This window comes from Mycobacterium sp. 852002-51961_SCH5331710, from assembly GCF_001665535.1.
GTDB lineage: Bacteria > Actinomycetota > Actinomycetes > Mycobacteriales > Mycobacteriaceae > Mycobacterium.
In genome coordinates, this window is sequence record NZ_LZSQ01000134.1 from 1 (window position 1) to 592 (window position 592).

1 protein-coding gene is annotated in these 592 nt (G+C 66.4%); it reads right to left on the minus strand.

Annotated elements, in window-relative coordinates:
* Positions 1-592 (minus strand): phosphopantetheine-binding protein (locus A5752_RS26885; protein WP_156614197.1); only part of this gene is annotated, 592 nt, incomplete at both ends.

Genomic DNA, 592 nt, shown 5'->3' on the forward strand with positions numbered 1-592 from the left:
CCGACCCTGGGAACCACGAAATTGATCGACAAACCACAACCGACTCTGCGCAAACGACAACGGCACCACCGAAGGCCCGTCGCCGACCGGCACCGGATCGAGCCCACCCGCGTCGCGACCGACACGTGAGGCCAGCTCGGCGACCGTTGGTGTCTCGAAAACCGCGCGTACCGAAAGTTCGGCGCCGAGGCTGGTGTTGATCGCGGCTACCGCACGCATGGCCAACAGCGAGTCCCCGCCGAAGTCGAAGAACGAATCGTCCACTCCGATACGCTCGACACCGAGTATGCGAGAGTAGATTCCGGCCAGCACTTCTTCGATGTGGTTCGCCGGGGCGCGGTAACGATCAACGCCGTGATATTCCGGCGCCGGCAGCGCCCGTCGATCGAGTTTGCCGTTGACCGTCAACGGCAGCTCCTCGAGCACGACCACCGCGGTCGGCACCATGTATGGCGGGAGCCGCTCGGCCAGCGCGCTTCGCACCGCAGATGAGTCCACCGCGCCGGTAACATAGCCCACCAGGCGTTTGTCGCCGGGGCGGTCCTCGCGGGCGAGCACTACCGCCTGCTCGACCCCGTCCTGCGCCGCGAGC